This is a genomic window from Salinibacterium sp. AL4.1, assembly GCF_059767305.1.
Window position 1 is genome coordinate 770,453 of the sequence record NZ_JBSOQK010000001.1, and the last position, 19,454, is coordinate 789,906.

General features: G+C 61.9%; 19 protein-coding genes and 1 tRNA gene. 9 read left to right on the forward strand and 11 right to left on the reverse strand.

Annotation, left to right across the window (positions count from 1 at the left end):
- Positions 1-16 precede the first annotated feature (16 nt).
- On the forward strand, positions 17-553 hold the full coding sequence (locus ACWTV3_RS03795; protein ID WP_498476911.1) for a DUF3515 family protein: 537 nt from the start codon (positions 17-19) through the stop codon (positions 551-553).
- Positions 554-620: 67 nt separating this feature from the next.
- Here the strand turns inward: ACWTV3_RS03795 and ACWTV3_RS03800 are convergent, their stop codons facing one another.
- The 7 genes from ACWTV3_RS03800 to ACWTV3_RS03830 form a co-directional block, all read right to left on the reverse strand.
- Positions 621-1,739, reverse strand: coding sequence for a D-alanine--D-alanine ligase family protein (locus tag ACWTV3_RS03800; protein ID WP_498476912.1), 1,119 nt, complete (start codon positions 1,737-1,739; stop codon positions 621-623).
- A gap of 3 nt (positions 1,740-1,742) precedes the next feature.
- Positions 1,743-2,774: an NAD(P)H-dependent glycerol-3-phosphate dehydrogenase gene (locus tag ACWTV3_RS03805; RefSeq protein ID WP_498476913.1), complete on the reverse strand. Its 1,032-nt coding sequence runs from the start codon at positions 2,772-2,774 to the stop codon at positions 1,743-1,745.
- Position 2,775: 1 nt separating this feature from the next.
- Complete coding sequence (locus tag ACWTV3_RS03810; RefSeq protein WP_498476914.1) at positions 2,776-3,546, reverse strand: lysophospholipid acyltransferase family protein; 771 nt, start codon at positions 3,544-3,546, stop codon at positions 2,776-2,778.
- Between the two features lie 6 nt (positions 3,547-3,552).
- Complete coding sequence (gene murA / locus ACWTV3_RS03815; RefSeq protein ID WP_498477935.1) at positions 3,553-4,920, reverse strand: UDP-N-acetylglucosamine 1-carboxyvinyltransferase; 1,368 nt, start codon at positions 4,918-4,920, stop codon at positions 3,553-3,555.
- Between the two features lie 8 nt (positions 4,921-4,928).
- A complete protein-coding gene (gene leuD, locus ACWTV3_RS03820) occupies positions 4,929-5,525 on the reverse strand; it encodes a 3-isopropylmalate dehydratase small subunit (RefSeq protein ID WP_100388553.1) in 597 nt (198 codons plus the stop codon).
- Positions 5,525-6,985 (reverse strand): 3-isopropylmalate dehydratase large subunit, encoded by a 1,461-nt coding sequence (leuC, locus tag ACWTV3_RS03825; protein ID WP_498476915.1) that lies wholly within the window; start codon positions 6,983-6,985, stop codon positions 5,525-5,527. The genes leuD and leuC overlap by 1 nt, the downstream gene beginning before the upstream one ends.
- Before the next feature lie 99 nt (positions 6,986-7,084).
- Positions 7,085-7,492 carry a DUF3592 domain-containing protein gene (locus ACWTV3_RS03830; protein WP_498476916.1) on the reverse strand — a complete coding sequence of 136 codons (408 nt, stop codon included), beginning with the start codon at positions 7,490-7,492 and terminating at the stop codon, positions 7,085-7,087.
- 211 nt (positions 7,493-7,703) lie between these two features.
- Between ACWTV3_RS03830 and ACWTV3_RS03835 the strand changes: the two genes are divergently transcribed.
- Complete coding sequence (locus tag ACWTV3_RS03835) at positions 7,704-8,792, forward strand: Glu/Leu/Phe/Val dehydrogenase family protein (RefSeq protein ID WP_498476917.1); 1,089 nt, start codon at positions 7,704-7,706, stop codon at positions 8,790-8,792.
- 134 nt (positions 8,793-8,926) lie between these two features.
- Here the strand turns inward: ACWTV3_RS03835 and ACWTV3_RS03840 are convergent, their stop codons facing one another.
- The gene (locus ACWTV3_RS03840) at positions 8,927-9,928 is read right to left on the reverse strand and encodes a TerC family protein (RefSeq protein WP_498476918.1); all 1,002 of its coding nucleotides are present in this window, start codon (positions 9,926-9,928) and stop codon (positions 8,927-8,929) included.
- Between the two features lie 238 nt (positions 9,929-10,166).
- Between ACWTV3_RS03840 and cmtR the strand changes: the two genes are divergently transcribed.
- Genes cmtR through ACWTV3_RS03855 form a run of 3 tightly spaced genes read left to right on the forward strand, consistent with a single transcriptional unit; the run spans position 10,167 to position 13,197 of the window.
- Positions 10,167-10,538, forward strand: a complete 372-nt coding sequence (gene cmtR / locus ACWTV3_RS03845) for a Cd(II)/Pb(II)-sensing metalloregulatory transcriptional regulator CmtR (protein ID WP_341619527.1) — start codon at positions 10,167-10,169, stop codon at positions 10,536-10,538.
- On the forward strand, positions 10,535-12,538 hold the full coding sequence (locus ACWTV3_RS03850) for a heavy metal translocating P-type ATPase (RefSeq protein WP_498476919.1): 2,004 nt from the start codon (positions 10,535-10,537) through the stop codon (positions 12,536-12,538). Before cmtR ends, ACWTV3_RS03850 begins: the two co-directional genes overlap by 4 nt.
- Positions 12,535-13,197, forward strand: coding sequence for a DsbA family protein (locus ACWTV3_RS03855; protein WP_498476920.1), 663 nt, complete (start codon positions 12,535-12,537; stop codon positions 13,195-13,197). Before ACWTV3_RS03850 ends, ACWTV3_RS03855 begins: the two co-directional genes overlap by 4 nt.
- On the opposite strand, the gene ACWTV3_RS03860 is transcribed toward ACWTV3_RS03855, so the two are convergent.
- Together ACWTV3_RS03860 and ACWTV3_RS03865 are read right to left on the reverse strand one after the other, a co-directional pair.
- Positions 13,194-14,438 carry an acyl-CoA dehydrogenase family protein gene (locus ACWTV3_RS03860; protein ID WP_498476921.1) on the reverse strand — a complete coding sequence of 415 codons (1,245 nt, stop codon included), beginning with the start codon at positions 14,436-14,438 and terminating at the stop codon, positions 13,194-13,196. The two genes, ACWTV3_RS03855 and ACWTV3_RS03860, sit on opposite strands and share 4 nt — an antisense overlap.
- Before the next feature lie 268 nt (positions 14,439-14,706).
- A tRNA-Glu gene (locus tag ACWTV3_RS03865) sits at positions 14,707-14,779 on the reverse strand.
- Positions 14,780-14,870: 91 nt separating this feature from the next.
- Between ACWTV3_RS03865 and ACWTV3_RS03870 the strand changes: the two genes are divergently transcribed.
- On the forward strand, positions 14,871-15,323 hold the full coding sequence (locus ACWTV3_RS03870) for a hypothetical protein (RefSeq protein WP_498476922.1): 453 nt from the start codon (positions 14,871-14,873) through the stop codon (positions 15,321-15,323).
- A 66-nt stretch (positions 15,324-15,389) separates the two neighbouring features.
- Here ACWTV3_RS03870 and ACWTV3_RS03875 read toward each other — a convergent pair whose 3' ends face one another.
- The gene (locus ACWTV3_RS03875; protein WP_498476923.1) at positions 15,390-16,322 is read right to left on the reverse strand and encodes a diacylglycerol kinase family protein; all 933 of its coding nucleotides are present in this window, start codon (positions 16,320-16,322) and stop codon (positions 15,390-15,392) included.
- A gap of 56 nt (positions 16,323-16,378) precedes the next feature.
- Here ACWTV3_RS03875 and ACWTV3_RS03880 point away from each other — a divergent pair, with 56 nt between their 5' ends.
- From ACWTV3_RS03880 to ACWTV3_RS03890, 3 genes are all read left to right on the forward strand, one after another.
- Entirely contained in the window at positions 16,379-17,014 is a 636-nt protein-coding gene (locus tag ACWTV3_RS03880) for an MBL fold metallo-hydrolase (RefSeq protein ID WP_498476924.1), read from the forward strand.
- 64 nt (positions 17,015-17,078) lie between these two features.
- Positions 17,079-17,705, forward strand: coding sequence for a TetR/AcrR family transcriptional regulator (locus tag ACWTV3_RS03885; protein WP_498476925.1), 627 nt, complete (start codon positions 17,079-17,081; stop codon positions 17,703-17,705).
- Complete coding sequence (locus ACWTV3_RS03890) at positions 17,702-19,381, forward strand: MDR family MFS transporter (RefSeq protein ID WP_498476926.1); 1,680 nt, start codon at positions 17,702-17,704, stop codon at positions 19,379-19,381. Before ACWTV3_RS03885 ends, ACWTV3_RS03890 begins: the two co-directional genes overlap by 4 nt.
- Positions 19,382-19,454 lie beyond the last annotated feature (73 nt).

Here is a 19,454-nt window from a genome sequence, read left to right on the forward strand (position 1 = left end):
CGGTAGCCTGAAGGCGATGAGAACGACGACCCGCACTCCCCTGATCGCCCTGCTCGCGATGGTCCCTTTACTGGCAACGCTGGGCGGATGCGCGGCGATCGTGCCGCTCGAGCCCGGTGATGACGCGGGTAACCCGACGTGCGCCGACGTCATCGTGCGACTGCCCGATACTGTCGCGGGGCTCGACAAGCGCGAGACCAATGCTCAGGGCACCGGCGCATGGGGCGAACCCGCCACCATCCTGCTGCGCTGCGGCGTTGCCGTTCCTGACCCCACTGCTGAGTTTGCCTGTGTCACAGCGCCCGAAGACGGTATCGACTGGCTGCGCGACGACAGCGACGCCCCCAATTACGTCTTCACGTCATACGGCCGCGACCCTGCCGTGCAGGTCATCATCGACAGCGATGGTGACCCCGACATCGAAGGCGACGAGGTTTCTGGGTTCGACGCTTTGAGCGACGTAGCCGGGGCCGTGAGCCAAGTGCCCGCCGACAGCTTCTGCGTCGCCCTGTCAGACACCATTGCACCGACGGACACCGACGCGCCTGAATAGCCCAGATGCCACGGTGGACTCGGCGCCCCTTGCTCCTGCTCGACGCGAACTGCTCCGCTAGAGCGAGCTAGCGAACGGTTTCACGCCCGAGTTCAATCAGTTCGTTGATCAGCTCGGGGTAACTCATTCCGCTCGCTGCCCAACACTTGGGGAACATCGAGATCGGCGTGAAACCCGGCAGCGTGTTGATCTCGTTGACCACAAACTCAGAGCCGTCGAAAAAGAAATCAACGCGGGCAAGGCCTGCCCCGCCGATCGATTCGAAAGCGCGGGCCGCGGTGCGCTGCATTTGCCAGAGTTCGCCATCGCGCAACGGCGCGGGGCAAATAAGTTCGGCGGCGGCCACATCGAGATACTTTGCTTCAAAGTCATAGAAATCGCGGCCGGTGACCACGATCTCGCCTGGGAGGCTCACCCGCGTCTCGCCACCATCGCGGCCCGAAAGTACTCCGCACTCGATCTCGCGACCGGTCATTGCTTGCTCTACGAGAGCAGTGGAATCTTCGGCAAAGGCAGTAGCGAAGGCAGCATCGAGTTCGTCGGGGCTCGAGACTTTTGTCACGCCCACCGACGAGCCAGCGCGGGCAGGCTTCACAAAGACAGGGAAACCCAGGCTGGATGCGCGCTTGCGCCAGACATCCGGGGTGCGCTGCCAGTCGAGCGCCGACACGGTCACCCACGGCGCAACGGCAACACCGGCAGCCTCGAGCGCGAGCTTCGTGAAGTGCTTGTTCATGCCCATGGCAGAGGCGAGTACGCCGTTGCCGACATAAGGCAATCCCGAGAGCTCGATGAGGCCCTGAACGGTGCCATCTTCGCCGAAGGGTCCGTGCAAGATAGGGAACACGATGTCGACGTCGCCGAGGCTGCGAACGCTGCCGTCGGCCTCCACCACGGTCATTTCGCGGGACGCCGCCGAATCTGGCCAGCGCACGCGCGTGCCATTGTCAACGACCTCGGGCATCGCCTCGGGGTTCAGCAAGAAAGTCTCGGCGTGATCGGGCTGCAGCGTAAACGCGCCGTCCCGAGTGATGCCGACGGGGATGACAGTGTACTTGTCACGATCGATCGCGGAGAGAACTCCCCCGGCGGTCGCGCAGCTGATGCTGTGTTCCGAAGAACGACCGCCGAACAGCAGCACTACCGTCACAGGACCACTCGCGGTTGGTGTGGGCTGAGTCGTCATCGTTTACTCCCCTTGAGGAAGGTCGTCAGTGGTGAGGTGCGGCGCGATATCCCGCGGGGCGAGCGTGCCGGCCAAGACCTCGGCGACCTGGCTGGCGATCGGCATGTCTACGCCCTTTGAGAGCGCGAGTTCGAGAATCGGCGCCACCGACGAGAGGCCTTCGGCTGTCTGGTTCATCTGCTTGATAACTTCAGAGAAGCTGTAGCCCTGACCCAGCAGGCGGCCGGCGGTGTTGTTGCGCGAAAGTGATGACTCGCACGTCGCGATGAGGTCGCCGAGCCCGGCAAGACCGGCCAAGGTTTCAGGGCGGGCGCCAAAGGCGACCGAGAAGTCTGTCATTTCGGCAAGGCCGCGCGTAATGATCGAGGCCTTGGTGTTCTCGCCGTAACCCACGCCATCCACGATTCCGATGGCGACAGCGATGAGGTTCTTGAGCACTCCGCCAAACTCGGTGCCGATGACATCGGTGTTTACGAAGGAACGGAAGTAGCGGTTGCGTGCGGTGACGGCAACCGCAGTTGCGGTTTCGAGGCTCGCACTGCTCATGACCGCAGCGGTCGGCTGTTCCTTGGCAATCTCTAGAGCCAAGTTGGGGCCGGATGCCACGGCAACCCGGTTGGGATCAACGCCCAACTCCTGCAGAATAACTTCACTCATTCGCGCTCCGGTGCCCTTTTCGACACCCTTCATTAGCGAGACGATAATCGCGTCTTCTGGAATGAGCTCGCGAACGATGCGCAGGTTCTCCCGCAGCGACTGAGCTGGCACTGAGAGATAGACCTGCTCGGCGCCATCCAAAACCTCATGCAGTTTGTCGCTGGCCCAGAGGGAGCGTGGCAAGTTGATACCGGGAAGGTAATCGCTGTTGCGCTTGGACTGCGAAATTTCGCGAGCCAACTCGGGGCGGCGTGCCCACAGCGCAACGTCGTTGCCGCCGTCAGCCAGAACTTTGGAGAACGTGGTTCCCCAGGAGCCAGCACCGAGAACGGCGACGCGGCGGGGAGTTTCGGGCGTTTCAGCGTTGTCGTTGATCACGTTATTTACTCTCGAATCGGCCGGTCTCGCTTTGACCATGCTCGGCGGGGTTGTAGCGCACGGCGGGGGCGCTCTCTTGTCGCAATTCTTCGAGCAGCGACGTAATGGCAGTCATGAGTTTCTCCGTTGCCTCAGCGAGCACACGCGAATCCACATGCTTGCCCTCGTACTCCGAGAGATCGATGGGTTCACCAAAACGAATGTGAATTGTCTTACGGGGAAAAACACTAATACGTTTCGAGTACCGCGGCAGGATTTCATGCGCACCCCAGCTCGCGGTGGGGATGAGGGGGATGCCCGCTTCAAGCGCAGTACGCACGGCACCGTACTTGCCACGCATCGGCCACATGTCGGGCTCGCGGGTCAGCGAGCCCTCGGGATAAATCACTACCGCGAGGCCCTGGTCAGCAATCTGACGAGCGGCCTTCATGGGATCGCCGCTCTGGCGACCGCGGGAGACACGCTCTACGGGAACCTGCCCCGATTTCTTGAGCAGCCAGCCAGCAACGGGAACCTTGAATAGCGACGCTTTGGCCATATAGCGCGGCATCCGCCCAATTTTCCACATGGCAACGCCGATCACGACGGGATCGATGTTGCTGTAGTGGTTAGGCGACATGACGAACGCACCCTCAGCGGGAACGTGGTGGGCGTCGTGCAATCTGAACTTCGCCAACACGGTCATCGTGGGGAGCAGGAGAAGAGCGAGCACCCGAAAGGCGGCCGTTTTCTCCGACTTCACACGCTTCGGCTGCGGTGAGCTGGATGTCACCGGCGGCTATCCCTCGTAGACGAAGTCAGCGCCCAGCGATTCGAGCTTGTCGATGAAGTGTTCGTAACCGCGCGCAATGATCCCGATGTTGCTGACTGTCGACTGACCGTCAGCGGTCAACGCTGCAATGAGGTGGCTGAATCCACCGCGCAGGTCGGGGATCTCAACATCCGCACCGTGCAGCGCTGTCGGGCCGATGATGACCGCTGCCTGCTCGAGGGGACGGCGAGGAACGCGGCGGCTGACCGACTCAATTCCTGCTTCGAACACCTCGATATTCGCGCCCATCTCAACGAGCGCCTCGGTGAAGCCCAAACGGTTCTCGTACACCGTCTCGTGAACCACGGAACGTCCTTCAGCCTGAGTGAGCGCAACGATAAGGGGCTGCTGCCAGTCCGTCATGAAGCCAGGGTGCACATCAGTTTCGATAACAACGGGCTTGAGCGCTCCACCGGGGTGCCAGAAGCGGATGCCGTCTTCAGCAATATCAAAGGCGCCACCCACCTTGCGGAAGATGTTTAAGAAGGTCATGAGCTCTTGCTGCATGGCGCCTTCAACGAAGATGTCTCCGCCGGTGGCCAGAGCAGCGGACGCCCAGCTCGCGGCTTCGTTGCGGTCGAAGAGTGCGCGGTGGTTGTAACCGCTGAGCTTCTCGACGCCCTCGATGAAGATGACGCGGTTGGGCTCGACGTTGATGATCGCACCCATCTTTTGCAAGATAGCGATGAGATCCATGATCTCGGGCTCGATTGCCGCGCCCTTGAGCTCGGTAACGCCCTGGGCGAGAACCGCCGTGAGCAGCACTTGCTCAGTCGCGCCCACGCTCGGGTAGGGCAGGTCGATGTTCGCGCCATGGAGGCCATCGGGGGCCGTGAGGCGAATGCCCTCATAGCTCTTGTCGACGACAGCGCCGAAGGCACGCAGAGCATCCAAGTGGAAGTCGATGGGGCGGTCGCCGATGCGGCAACCACCGAGGTCGGGGATCAGCGCTTCGCCGAGGCGGTGCAACAGCGGTCCACAGAAAAGGATCGGGATGCGGCTCGAGCCGGCAAGGGCGTCAATCTTGGCGAAGTGCGCCTTGAGTACGTTTTTGGGGTCGAGGGTGAGTTCGCCGTCTCCGGTCTCGGTGACCGTAACGCCGTAGGCCTCAAGCATCCCGGTAACGACGCCGACGTCGCTAATAGCCGGAACGTCCCTGAGAACGCTGGGGGTGTCGGCGAGAAGCGCCGCCACCATTGCTTTAGTAGCGAGGTTCTTCGCACCGCGAACGTTGATGCGTCCACGAAGAGGCTTTCCACCATTAATGACGATTTGGTTGGAATGCAGACCGGATCGCTTGGCCGCCGCTGTTGCGTCTTGAGCCAATGGATTCATCGTTACCTCTACTTCGCTGGCAAAGTCTTGGGTCGCCATGATTCGCGGCGGCTTTCAAACTCCGTGATGTCTGTTTCGTTTCTCAGGGTGAGGCCGATGTCATCGAGGCCTTCGAGCAAACGCCACCTAGTGTAATCATCAATCTCGAATGTGAACTGTGCGGACCCCGCTGTTACGGTGCGGGATTCAAGGTCAACGCTCACTTCAAGTTCAGGGTCAGCCTCGACGAGGGCCCAGAGCGACTCGATGTCTGCCTCAGAAAGCTGCGCGGCCAACAACCCTTGCTTTCCCGAGTTGCCTCGGAAGATGTCGCCGAAGCGTGAACTCAGCACGGCTTGGAAGCCAAAGTCACGAAGCGCCCAGACGGCGTGCTCACGGCTGGAGCCAGTGCCGAAGTCAGAGCCGGCGATCAGGATCTTGCCGTGGCTGTAGGGCTCGCGGTTCAGAATGAAGTCGGGGTCTTGACGCCAACCGAAGAAGAGCGCGTCGTCGAATCCAGTCTTCGTTACTCGCTTGAGAAACTCGGCAGGGATGATCTGGTCGGTATCAACGTTGCTGCGCTTGAGCGGAACAGCGATTCCGCTGATTGTCGTGATCTTGTCCATTAGCGTGACTCCTCAGCGGTCGTAGCGGCGAGCGCCAGCTGCTCGGGCAGGGGGCTGTTTTCGAGATCCCACGGGCTTGAGAGTGTTCCGCGGATGGCGGTGGCTGCGGCAACGAGCGGCGACACCAGATGGGTGCGCCCTCCCTTGCCTTGGCGACCTTCGAAGTTGCGGTTACTGGTGGAGGCGCAACGCTCCCCCGGAGCCAGTTGGTCGGGGTTCATGCCGAGGCACATCGAGCAACCCGCGAATCGCCACTCGGCACCGAACTCTTCGACGATTTTGTCGAGGCCTTCGGCTTCTGCTTCGAGGCGAACGCGTGCGGAGCCGGGTACGACCATGACGCGCACGTTGTCGGCCTTCTTGCGGCCCTGAATGATCGAGGTGAAGGCCCGGAGGTCTTCGATACGGCTGTTGGTGCACGATCCCATGAAGACGGCATCGACTTGGATGTCCTTCATCGGCATGCCAGCGTCGAGCGCCATGTAGTCCAAGGCACGCTCAGCCGAAGCACGCTCGTTGGGATCGGCGATGTCGGCGGGAACAGGAACGTTGTCGCTCAGCGAGACGCCCTGGCCGGGGTTGGTGCCCCAGGTTACGAACGGCTCGAGCGTGTTGGCGTCGAGGAAGACTTCGGCATCGAAGACCGCATCCTCGTCGGTCGCGAGGGTGTTCCAGTACTCGACGGCGGCATCCCAGTCAGCACCCTCGGGGGCATGCGGGCGGCCCTTGAGGTAGTCGTAGGTGATCTGGTCGGGCGCGATCATGCCGGCGCGGGCGCCTGCTTCGATCGACATGTTGCAGATCGTCATGCGACCCTCCATAGAGAGGGAGCGGATGGCGCTGCCGCGGAATTCGAGAACGTACCCTTGGCCTCCGCCGGTTCCGATCTGCGCGATGACCGCGAGGATGATGTCTTTCGCGGTGACGCCGGGGCGCAGTTCGCCCTCGACGGTGATCGCCATGGTCTTGAAGGCCTTGAGCGGCAGAGTTTGAGTGGCAAGTACGTGCTCAACTTCACTCGTGCCGATTCCGAAGGCCATGGCGCCGAAAGCGCCGTGGGTGCTGGTGTGCGAGTCGCCGCAGACCACGGTGATGCCAGGCATGGTCAGCCCGAGCTGCGGGCCGACAACGTGAACGATGCCCTGTTCGATGTCGCCGAGCGAGTGCAGGCGCACGCCGAATTCTTCTGCATTGTTGCGCAGCGTTTGAATTTGGGTGCGGCTCGTGAGGTCGGCAATCGGCTTGTGGATGGCGAGCGTGGGGGTGTTGTGGTCTTCGGTCGCGATCGTCAGATCGGGGCGGCGAACCGGGCGGCCGGCCATCCGCAGTCCGTCAAAAGCTTGAGGGCTCGTGACTTCGTGCACAAGGTGAAGGTCAATGTAGATAAGGTCGGGCGTGCCATCGGCACCCTTGACGACCAGATGGTCATCCCACACTTTCTCTGCCAGGGTCTTGCCCATAGCGCACCTCTTTCGAATCAACGATCGCACCGCAAAGAGCGCGGCTCAATCTCTCTAGTCTACGCCGCGTGCAACGCGCTTTTGCGACTTCGAAGCCAGCTAGCGATAGTCGTTGTCGAGCACGACTGCCGCCGCAGGATCGTCGTCGAGATAGTGCACTTCGGCAGAGTCATTCGCCGCGAGGGCCGCTGCTTTGTCAAAGGACTCCTCGTCGAAGGTGTGGTCACCCAACGCCGTGTACGTTGTGCCGTCAACTTCAAAGCTAAATTCGAGCCGCACGACTTGAATAGTGTGGCGGCCATCGCGTTGTGATTCCGCCACCGTATTGCCCGTGGGCACCGCTTCGGCAACGACGCCCTTGTCGAGGATGGTGGCCCGGTCGTCGTGGTTGCCGAGCGTCGCAAAACCGATGCCCGCGATGACGATCAACGGGATGACCAGAAACTTCACGAGGTTCCACACCGGGGTGCGGCGGGGCGGCTGGGGTGCCGCCGGAATGTCACTCATTAACTGCACTCTCTGTCATCGGCGTACACCGCAGAGCGGGGCCGCGACGACCGTTCCTGACCGTCTAAGCAATGGTCAGATCATAAGCCACAGGGGAACAGGCGACAGCACCGAAGCCCAGCGGTATGCTGACCAGAGCGCACCACCCTCGTGCTACCACCACTTGCCATTTTGTTGTTTTGCCCACAAGGCCCACACGCAGGAGAAGTACATGATTACGCAAGCATCGACGACGCTCGAGGCCCCGGTCTCCGCTCTTGAAAACGCCGAATTCAGTCACGAGAAAGTTCTCGTGTCAACGGGCAAGCGCTCCGGCCTGATCATCAGCGTCGCAGTCCACTCGACCGTTCTCGGGCAAGCCCTCGGCGGTGCCCGAATGTGGAACTACCCGCACTGGACGGATGCCGTTGCAGACTCCCTGCGCCTCTCTGCCGCGATGACGCTCAAGAACTCGGCCGCCGGCCTCAACCGCGGTGGCGGAAAGTCGGTCATCCACATTCCGATGGGTGTCACGCTGACGACCGAACAGAAGCGCGATGCGATGCTCGATCTGGGCGATGCCATCGAAAGCCTCAACGGCGCGTACATGACGGCAGAGGATGTCGGCACGAGCGCCGAACTCATGTCGGTTGTCGCGGAGCGCACCGAACACGTCTGTGGTCTCCCTGCCGATCAGGGTGGAGCCGGTGAACCCGCGGACGCGACTGCCGCTGGCGTTCACGCGAGCATCCTCGCCACGTGCGAAGCCCTCTTCGGAACGCGCGACCTTGCTGGTCGCCACCTCATTGTTTCGGGCCTCGGCCAGGTCGGTGGCCGCCTCGCGCGCTCCCTCACCGCCGCCGGCGCCGTGCTCACCGTCACCGATGTGAACCTCGACCGCAAACTGCTCGCCGCCGAGCTCGATGCCAACTGGGTCGACGTCGACGAAGCTCACAGCGTCGTGGCCGACATCTTTGTTCCCTGTGGGCTGGGTGGCGTACTGAGCCCCCGCGTCATCCGCGAACTCAACGTCAGCGGTGTCGTGGGCGCCGCCAACAACCAGCTCGCACAGCACGACGGCGCTGAAGCACTCGCTGAGCGCGGCATTCTCTGGGCTCCCGACTTCGTGGTTAACGGCGGCGGCGTGATCTACCTCGACATGACTTCAGAACCCGATGCGGATACTGACGCGATTGCCACACGCGTGGAAGCTATCGGTGACACGGTCACGACCATCTTCCGCGACGCCGCCGCCCAGGGCATCACCACCTTGGACGCCGCGGAGCGCCTCGCGCAATCTCGCCTCGCCACCACGATTTAGCCCTTCGCGCACTTATTTCGTTACAACAGAAACGCGCGGTGTCTGCGCCCCCGAGTTTTGGCTCAGGGTGCAGACACCGCGCGTTTGTCGTTAGTGCTGGCCGTTAGGCGGCGAGTGCCCCTAGCGAGCTGCCTCTACTCACTGTCGACAGAGATAGCTTCACGCTTCTTGTCGCTGTTCATCTTGAGCAGGCTCGCGATGACGGCGACGGCCATGGCTACGAGAATCACGATGAGCGAGGTCCAGGTGCCGATCTCGGGCGCCCACAGGATCGGTTCTCCCCCATTGATGAAGGGCAGTTCGTTGACGTGCATGGCGTGGAAGAACAGCTTCACGCCGATGAAGCCGAGCACGAACGCGATGCCGAAGTGCAAGTACACGAGTTTGTCGATGAGGTCGCCGAGCAAGAAGTAGAGCTGACGCAGTCCCATCAGCGCAAAGATATTCGCGGTGAACACGATGAACGGGTCTGTCGTGATTCCGAAGATGGCCGGGATCGAGTCGATCGCGAACACGAGGTCGGTGATGCCGAGAGCTACGAAGACAACAAGGATCGGGGTGAAGACCTTCTTGCCGTCGATCACGGTGCGCACCTTGCCACCGTCAAAGATCGGCGAAATGTTGATGTGCTTGCGCAAGAAGCGGATGATTCCGCTCTCGGTCTCCTCCATGTCGTCGTGGTCTTCGAACACCTGGCGAATGGCGGTGTAGAGCAAAAATGCGCCAAAGATGTAGAAGATAAAGCTGAAGTTTTCGATGAGCTGAGCACCGAGCAGAATAAAGATTCCGCGCAGCACGAGGGCGATCAGGATGCCCACCATCAGTACCTCTTGCTGGTACTTTCGCGGCACCGAGAAGCGCCCCATGATGATGACGAACACAAAGAGGTTGTCAATCGAGAGGCTGTACTCCGTGACCCAACCGGCAATGAACTGTCCGGCCTGCTCAACGTCGCCAAGCAGGAACATGAGCAGCGCAAAAATCAGTGCGAGCGAGACGTAAAAACCGACCCACAAGGCTGATTCTTTGGTGCTCGGGATATGCGGACGTTTGTACGCCATGATCAGGTCGGCAGTGAGGATGATCAACAGCACCGTCAGCGACGTGACTTCGAACCAAATAGGCAGAGTGGTCAAGAGATTCCGTTCAAGGTTTTCGAGGCGTAGCAGGTCTCGAAAGTCTCTCCCGCATCCAGAAACCGAGTGGATGCCGCTGCCCCGGAACCACTACCGAGTGGTTCGTATTGACGAGGACAACGAGGTGGGATACTCCCCTTCGCGTGCACCATGATAGCCGACGCTGTGCTGAACGCCGCCGAGAAATTCACAGCTTCACGAGCACGCTTTAGGTCAGCATCCGCTGTATAGTCAGCACATGCTGACTATTGCTTCTCGCGTCGATGTCATGAACCGTTTGGGTCGCGCCATGACTGACCCCACTCGTGCTCGCATTCTTCTTTCACTGCTCGAGAAGCCGGGCTACCCCGTGCAACTGGCCCACGACCTTGAGCTCACGCGCAGCAACGTCTCTAACCACCTCACGTGCCTGCGCGGCTGCGGACTTGTAGTGGCAACGCCTGAAGGGCGGTCGACTCGCTACGAGATTTCGGACCCCCATCTTGCCCACGCCCTCAACGACGTCGTGAACGTCGTGCTCGCGGTCGACGATGGCACGCCCTGCGCCGGCGACAGTTGCAATGACCCGTTCTGCTGTACCCCAAATACGGCCGCCGAGGTGACCGCGTGAGCGAAGAATGCTGCGGAGTGGATGCTCCGCCGAAGTCCCGCGCTAGCGACTCCCCCACTCCGCCCACGACCGTCACCGCTGGCGCCGCGCACGACGACCTCTCTCCGTGGTGGAAAGACCGCGGGCTGCGTCTCCCCGCAACTTCAGGCATCCTGCTGGCGGCGTCCCTCGTCGCGGGCTGGACGGGCGGCGCAGATTGGTTCGTGACCGTTCTTCAGAGCCTGAGCTTGATCGCCGGCGCGGCAACATTTGTGCCCGGCACAGTACGCCGCTTGCTGCGCGGCTCTCTCGGGGTCGGCCTACTCATGAGCATTGCCGCGATTGGGGCCGTGCTCCTGGGCCATGTCGGCGAAGCAGCCGCCCTTGCGTTCCTGTTTTCTATCGCCGAGGCGCTCGAAGACCGCGCGATGGATCGTGCCCGCCATGGCCTGCGGGCCCTGCTCTCCCTCATCCCCAACGCCGCCCTGGTCGAGCGCGACGGGAAACCACTCACCCTGCCGGCGAGCGACATCATGATCGGCGACATTCTTGTCGTGCGAGCGGGCGAGCGCGTGGCCACGGATGGCATAGTCGCGAGTGGCCGCGGCAGTGTCGACACCTCTGCGATCACAGGCGAATCGATGCCAGCGACGGTGGAGACCGGCGACGCGGTGTTTGCCGGCTCGATCAACGGCGAAGGCGCCCTGCGCATCCGCGCGACGGCAAACGGCACTGACAATTCGCTCACCACCATCGTGAAGCTTGTCGAACAAGCCAACGCGCAGAAGGGTAATCGAGCTCGACTGGCGGACCGCATCGCGCGCCCGCTCGTGCCGATCGTCCTCGGCGTGGCTGCGGCCATTGTGGGCTTTGGCTTCCTCGTCGGTGACCCCGAGCTCTGGACCGAGCGTGCGCTCGTCGTGCTCGTCGCCGCGTCTCCGTGTGCTCTCGCGATTGCCGTTCCCGTGACCGTCATCTCGGCCATTGGGTCGGCAAGCAAGCTCGGCATCATCGTGAAGTCGGGCGCCGCCTTTGAACGAATGGGCAGCATCCGCACGGTTGCTTTCGACAAGACCGGCACGCTCACCCAAAATCGGCCCAGCGTTGTCGCTGTCGAGACGCTAGCTACCGTGACCCGGGATGAAGTGCTCAATATCGCCGCCGCGCTCGAAACTCACAGCACGCATCCGCTCGCCCAGGCAGTACTCGCCGAGCAGCCTGCACACGCGGAAGCCGAGAACGTTCGCGAAGATGCCGGTCGCGGAATATCGGGTACGCTCCACGGTGTTTCCGTGCGCGCCGGAAGCACCCGGTGGATGGACGCTGGCGAACTGTCGCCGGCCGCGGTGCGCCTAGCCGACGACGGCATGACAGTCATGGCGATCGAGCGCGAGGGCATCGTGATCGGGCTCCTCGGCATCCGCGACGAACTGCGACCCGAGGCTGCTGAAGCTGTTGCGCAGTTGGCGAGCGCGGGCACCCGCACGCTCATGCTCACCGGAGACAACGCGCGCACGGCAGCAACGATCGCGCGCGACGCGGGCATCAGTGATGTGCGCGCCGAGCTATTGCCTGCCGACAAAGCCAGCGCGATTTCCAGCCTGACCAACGACTCCCCCACAGCGATGATCGGCGATGGCATCAACGACGCCCCCGCTCTCGCGACGGCCGATGTGGGCATCGCAATGGGCGCTACCGGCTCCGCTGCTGCCGTCGAGTCGGCGGATGTCGCTTTCACCGGCAGCGATCTGCGCCTCATTCCAGTGGCGCTGCTTCATGCGCGGCGCGGGCGTCGCATCATGACGGGAAACATCGTGCTGTCGCTCGCGATTATCGTGGGCCTCTTTCCGCTAGCGCTCACCGGCGTTCTCGGGTTGGCCGGGGTCGTGCTCGTGCACGAACTTGCGGAGCTGGTAGTTATCCTCAATGGCCTGCGGGCAGCGCGGCTTTCGCCTAGCCTTGATTCGCGCGCGCTGCTGAGCGATCGCCACCAACCCCAGCCTGTTCGGAGTCTCGTGTGAAGAAAGCCCTCCTGCCCACTTTCGCCGCGCTGGGGATTCTCGCGCTCGTTGCCGCCTTCGTGTTCGTGTACGTCACGGCCAAGAACGCGGACTCCGAGACCGCCAGCAGCACCGATTCTCAGGAGCTCGCTTCCACTGTGGCCAGCGACTCGAACTACGTCGATAACGTCGGGCCGGACGCCGTAACGATTGTTGAGTTCCTCGACTTCGAGTGTGGCGCGTGTGGCCAGTTCTACCCGTATGTCGAGGCGATGCGCGAGGTTTACGAGGGCGACATCAACTACGTTGTTCGCTACTTCCCGCTGCCCAGCCACCTCAATTCGATGGATGCCGCTATCGCTGCCGAGGCTGCCGCCCAGCAGGGTGAGTTCGAGGCCATGTACCAGCGACTCTTCGAAACTCAGGGCGACTGGGCCGGCGGCACTCCCCCGCAGACGGATGCCTTCCGCGCGCTGGCAGAAGAAATCGGCCTCGATCTGGATGCCTACGATGCCGCCGTTGCCGACCCCGCCACTCAGGCGCGCGTCGAGGCCGACTTCGACGCCGGTGTTGAGCTGGGCGTCAACAGCACTCCCACTTTCTTCGTGAATGACGAATACATCGAGACGAGCCGTCTCGAGAATCTGCCAGAGGCTGTTGACGCCGCAGTCAAGGGCTAGGTGTACCAGCTCGGCTCGGGCACTTCATTGAGCAGCACGTACTGACCAACTTCGCGCTTCTTGTACGGCGCAGGGTCGTGCAGGCTGTGGGTGCGCAGGTTGCGCCAGTAGATATCGAGCCCCACTGAGTTGGCGGATGCTCGCGCGCCCGTCAGCTCGAACACCTTCGTCGCGACTTCCAATCCATCGTCACTGATGCGCAGTTTTCCCGCTGCAATGCGCACCGCGATTTCGCCACGACGGCGTTCGGTGAGCTCGGTGCGCGGCGCGTGAAGCACGGCACTGATTTCGCTGCCGACCGCATCCAGCAGGGCCTCATCCGCCCAGAGTTTTGACTGCAATTCGCCATAGCCAGCCAGGATGTACCACTCCTCGCTCGCGTGAGCCTTGTTGTCGCCGCCGTAGGGCCAAGCGCGGCTCTTCGTGCGCGTGTACGAGGATGCGGCTTCGATCGCTCCCTGCGCGATTCCGAGATAGAAGTTCGCGAAGACCAGTTGGATCGCGGGCACGTTGAGCGTGCCGTAGGTGAGCGGCTGGAACTCTTTGTTCACGAAGCCGAGGGCTGACGACCATCCGGTGCGTACGCCGTTGATCTGCACCGAACCAGATTCGGTCAGTCGCTGGCCGAGGTTGTCCCAGTCACTGTTGAACACGATCGCCGGCTGAGCCGTGGGCACGATAGCGAAGACGTGGGTGTCGGTTCCCTCGAGGATGCCCTCGAGTACGGTGAGGTCAGACACGACGCCGCCCGTAGAGAACGACTTGTTTCCCGTGAAGACAATCTCGTCGCCCTCATCCGTGACCACCAGATCAGAGTCGCGGGGGTTCACGGCCCCGCCGAAGAGAAAGTTGTTCTCCGTGTAGTGCTTCTCCACCGCGAGGATTTGCTCGTCGGTCGCGACGAGGCGCGCAGCCCACGCCCACAGATAGTGGTAGCCCAGCAGTTGCCCGATCGAGCCGTCGCCCCGGGCAATGGTGCGGATGACCTTGTACGTGGTCTGCCACGATTGCCCACCACCGCCATGCTCGACCGGCCCGAGCAGCGTGACGAGCCCCGAGTCTTTGAGAAGCGCAACTTCCGCGTGCGGGGGCTGGTTCGCGGCATCCCGCTCGACGGCGTCGGCCGCGAGGATGTCGGAGACTTCGTGAGCGCGTTCGAGCCAGCCTTCGGGGCTGGTGGGGCGGGCGATTTCAGCCCACCGGTTCTCGATCGCGGGACGGGCAATGGTGACATCAGACATAGCAATACTCCTTGAGTTGTCGACCCCGTTTTCTGAATGGGTGGACTACATCCTGTGCCTGAATCAGCACGATATGGAGTTTGTGTCGCCTTTTTTCGTACGGCTACTCGGTGTTACGCCGAGTGGACCAAAACGTCGCCGCGACAGGACCGAGGCCGAGCGCCCAGTGGCCCTCGGTGACGCCGCCCGTAACCCCCTGAACTGGGTGTGCCGTTAACGAAGAAATCCCGGTCATGTTCAAACGAACGTGACCGGGATTTTGCTACTGTGACCCCAGCGGGATTCGAACCCGCGTTACCGCCGTGAGAGGGCGGCGTACTAGGCCTCTATACGATGGGGCCTCACAACAACTAGAAAAGTATGCCACATCTTTTGGGCAACTTTTTCCACATCCGCCATTTTCGAACCTCTGGATTTTTCTTGACTGCCTTCATGCGCGCCACCACCGCCACGTTTCTCAGCATTGCAGCCATTGTTGCGCTCGCCGGGTGCTCTCTACTTTCTCCAGAAATTCCTCGGGATGCTGCCGGCCAGGTGCTCGAACCAACCGTCATTGGCTCCACTCAACTGCTCGTGGCTGACTGCTTCACATTTGTGGAGGGATCTGACCTCAGCGAAGCCGAAGTTGCCCCGTGCACGGCGGAGCACACGCACATCGTGATCGGCAAGGGCGAACTCGCCAAGAGCGCCATCACTGAGGCGGGCGGATTGCAGAACGCGGTCTCGTCAGCCTGCTCAGACACCTTCAGCGCGTTCAAAGAGACCGTCGCTGACGGCGACCGCCCCGATCAAGAGTTCATTATTTCCGAGCGCACGACCGACGACGGCACACTCATGACGGACTACGCCTGCATTGCGACTGACGGCGCAACACCCGAAGCCTAGACGGCGCTGAGTCGCTGCGCCCCTGAACTTCCGAGGCGCCGACTCGCTGACCCGCGACTCCCGCGACTACGGTCGCTGGTCGAGAATATTCAGCACACCCGAGACCATCTTGATGTCGATGGGCAATGCCGCGAACCGTTCACCATCGGCATAGGCCGTGATGCCCTCGGACTCGATCCGAATCTTCTTGGCCCGATGCACCGTGACGCGCGGATCGGTGAGATGGGTCCCCTTGAAGACGCGCGGAAAAACGCGCAAGAAAGCGAAGCGTGAAAGAGCTTCGACGACGAGCACATCGGCCAGACCGTCATCCACCAGAGCATCGGGCGTCACTTTCATGCCGCCGCCCAGCGACACGTTGTTGCCCACGCTGATGAGAGCGCCCGTCGTTTCGATGACCGTGCCATCGAGAGTGAGTTTGTACTTGATGGGGCGCAAGCGCAGCAGTTCAATAACGAGGGCCACCGTGTAGCGACTGGCACCGCGCGGCCATGACATGAGATTAGCGCGCTCGTTGACGATGGCGTCGAAACCCGCCGAAAGCACGCACGCGAACCAGCGTGTAGCCGCCGCCCCCGTCGCTTCATCGACGTAGGTGACGCTACCGGCATCGATCGCCCGCGGCGGTCGGGCCAAGCCGCGCACAACACTGGCGACAGCGGCATCCGTATCTGAATAAGGGATGCCCAGGCCGCGGGCCATGTCATTACCGGTGCCCGAGGGGATGATTCCCAGCGGCACCTTCGTCTTCGCGACGAGATTGGTGCCCAGATTGACCATGCCGTCGCCGCCAACAACGAGCAGAGCATCCGGCTTCTTCGCTACCGCCTTACGGCCGCGCTTGAGCAGCAACGCAAAGTTGGGTTGTTCGAGGGCAGTGACTTCATGCCCGAGGGCGCGCAACGCTTCAACAGCACGCGGGCCGACATTTCTGCCACGCCCAAACGATGCTGTGGGATTGATCGCGACAACAAGACGCAGGGGTTTGATCGACTCCACACTTCAGTATGTCGCACGGCCTCGCATCCGGCGCACCACGGGCATAGGCTCAGGACATGAATGTGACCAAGTATGAGCATGCGTGCCTCGTTCTTGAGAACGACGGCGAGCGCCTCGTGATCGACCCCGGCAACTTAACGAGCCCGCTCCCCTCACTCGAGAACGTGACCGCAATCGTCGTCACTCACCAGCATCCCGACCACTGGTCGGATGATCAGCTGGCGCGCATTCGCGACAGCAATCCCGACGCGCCCATCTTCGGTCCGGCCGGAGTCGCGGCCGCTGCCTCGAGCTGGAACGTCACGACCGTGGCAGACGGCGCGAGCGAAACCGTTGGCGTGTGGACGCTGGAATTCTTTGGCAGCGAGCACGCTGTCATCCACAAGTCGATCCCGCTGATCGATAACGTTGGCGTTCTCGTCAATGACGCGTTTTGGTATGGCGGCGACTCCTTTACCGTGCCACCTAAGCCTGCACAGAGCGCAGCGATCCCCGCCGGCGCTCCCTGGCTCAAGATCAGTGAGGTCATGGATTACGTGGCCGAGCTGGCCCCGAAGCGCGCGATTCAGACGCACGATGCCGTGCTCTCCGACAAGGGACTCGCCCTGTCAGCCGCACGAATTTCGGATGTCATGGCGGGCTACGGCGGCGAGTTCACCGTTCTGCAGCCGGGCGAATCGATCGCGCTCTAACCCCTAAGCATTTTCACAGCTTTTTGCAGTTGTGCATTTTTGCAGTCTCTGCAATTATTGGCGAGTGCCTGATACTCCTGCCCTTGGTCTTCGCGACCGCAAACGAATCGAAACGCGCCTGCGCATCGAAACCGCTGCGGTCGACATCGTCACGGCCGAGGGTCTCGAGGGCGCCACGGTCGACATGATCAGCGACCGCGCCGGCATCTCGCCGCGCACCTTCTTCAACTATTTCGACAGCAAAGAGGACGCGATCCTCGGCACTCAAGACATGGGCGAAGTTCAGCGCGCGATTGCCGCCGGAGTCGCCTCCGCAGAAACCGATGATCTAGTCGCTGCGATCGTCTCCACCATGTTCCAAATCTTTGGCCCGATGGCCGCCCGCACTCAGCTCAAAGCTCAACGGATGGCGCTCGTGCAAGAGCACCCGCGTCTCTTGAGCCGACAGATTCACCAATTCACGCAACTAAACAGCACGATGGCTGCTGCCGTTGTCGAATTCCTCACCAAGCGAGAAACTACGCTCCCCCGCGACCCCGAACACGTCGCCGAAATCGCCGTAGCCACTTGCGTCGCATCCGTTCGCATCGCAGTCAAGGAATGGATCGCTGCCGGCGCTACCGCCGACATCGACTCCATGTACCTCCGCGCGATCGGACTCACACGAGAAACACTGAACACACTTCGATGACAACCACGAACGACTCTCCCGTAACTGCGGCTGACGGCACCACCACGAGCGACCCAGCGACGAAACGCAGCATTCTGCTGCTGTTCGCCGGCCTCATGGTCACCATGTTGCTCTCGGCGCTCGATCAGACCATTTTCAGCACCGCACTACCCACCATCGTGGGTGAACTCGACGGCGTGAACCACATGCTGTGGGTCACGACCGCCTACATCTTGGCCGCCACCATCATGATGCCCGTGTACGGCAAGCTCGGTGACCTCATCGGCCGCAAGGGCCTCTTCATCGGTGCGATCTCCATCTTCATGGCTGGCTCGATCATTGGTGGTCTCGCCCCCGACATGACCTGGCTCATCGTGGGCCGCGCCGTTCAGGGCCTCGGCGGCGGTGGCCTCATGATCCTCTCGCAGGCGATCATCGCCGATGTGGTTCCTGCTCGTGAACGCGGTCGCTATATGGGTGCGATCGGTGGCGTCTTCGCTCTCGCGAGCGTTGCTGGCCCCCTGCTCGGTGGCTGGTTCACCGAATCCATTGGATGGCGCTGGGCCTTCTGGATGAACCTTCCGCTGGGTGCGCTCGCCATCTTCGCTGCCGTAATGCTGCTCAAGCTGCCCAAGAACACTCGCGGCAAACCGACCATCGATGTTGCTGGCATGGTTCTCCTCGCCATCGCCTCGACAGCGATCGTTCTCGTCACCACCTGGGGTGGCACTCAGTACGACTGGGATTCGCTCATCATCATTGGCCTCATCGCGCTCGCTATCGTTTCTGCCTTCTCATTCGTGATGGTCGAGCGTGCGGCTGCCGAGCCGATCATGCCGCTGCACATGTTCAAGGAACGCAACTTCGTGCTCACCACGGCATCCGGTCTCATCACGGGTATCGCGATGTTCGGTGCCCTCGCCTACATGCCGACGTACCTGCAGATGGTCACGGGCGTCAACGCCACGCAGGCCGGGTTCTTGATGATCCCGATGATGGGCGCGATGCTCGTCACCTCGATCGTCGCAGGCCAGCTCGTGAGCCGCACGGGGCGTTACAAGTGGCTCCCCCTTACAGGTTCGTTCGTGATCGCAGCAGGCCTGGCGCTGCTTTCCACGATGACGCCGGATCTGCCGGTGTGGATTCTCTGCAGCTACCTCGCGGTGATGGGTCTCGGCCTCGGTATGAGCATGCAGATGCTCGTGCTCATCGTTCAGAACACGTTCCCGAACGCTCAAGTGGGAACGGCCACCTCGTCGAACAACTACTTCCGCCAGATCGGTGCGTCCATCGGTACTGCGGTGGTCGGCAGCCTCTTCGTCGCTCGCCTCACCGAGCTGCTCGACACTCGCCTTCCGGCTGCAGCCGCAGGGGCGACGGGAGACACCAACTCCTTGACGCCCGCCGCCGTTCGCGACCTCCCTGACGCCGTTCGCGAGATCATCGTCGGTGCTTACAACGACTCGTTGGCTCCCGTGTTCCTCTACATGGTGCCGCTCGTACTTGTCTCAGCTGTGCTCTTGATGTTCATCAAGGAAGTTCCGTTGGCCACAACGATCGACCGCGCCGAAGCGACCGAGACGCTCAATGTGCTCGGCGATGACGACGGTATCGAGGCTCCGGATGCCGAATCTCACGAGCTGACGAAAGTGACGGACCACTCCGGCCCGATCTCGATCATTCGCAGCCAGCCCTAGCCGCGAGTGTGGCGGTCGCCTCGATCGTCACACCGGTTCGGTAAGCCCGCAATGCTCTCGCCTCACAGGGCGA